Origin of the sequence: Pseudomonas sp. 50_B, assembly GCF_017491625.1 — a bacterium.
GTDB classification, from domain to species: domain Bacteria; phylum Pseudomonadota; class Gammaproteobacteria; order Pseudomonadales; family Pseudomonadaceae; genus Aquipseudomonas; species Aquipseudomonas danubii.
Genome location: NZ_JAFGYX010000235.1, coordinates 1 through 226, shown reverse-complemented (window position 1 = coordinate 226; position 226 = coordinate 1). Strand labels below are relative to the sequence as shown.

General features: G+C 59.7%; 1 protein-coding gene. It reads left to right on the top strand.

All coding sequences use genetic code 11. From position 1 onward, the window contains the following. A partial coding sequence (locus J5M73_RS31765; RefSeq protein ID WP_207817081.1) for an amino acid permease occupies nucleotides 1-226 on the top strand: 226 nt, incomplete at both ends.

The following is a 226-nucleotide window of genomic DNA, read 5'->3' as shown; positions in this document are numbered from 1 at the left end:
TGGTGATGTTCATCGTCATTGCGGCCGTGGCGTTCAAGGCCGACATCTTCACCCGCGATATCTGGGGCCGTAGCAATCCGAATTTTGGCGGGGTGATGGACCAGGTGCGCAACATGATGCTGGTCACCGTCTGGGTGTTCATCGGCATCGAGGGCGCCAGCATCTTCTCGTCCCGGGCGGAAAAACGCTCGGACGTGGGCAAGGCCACTGTCATCGGCTTCATCAC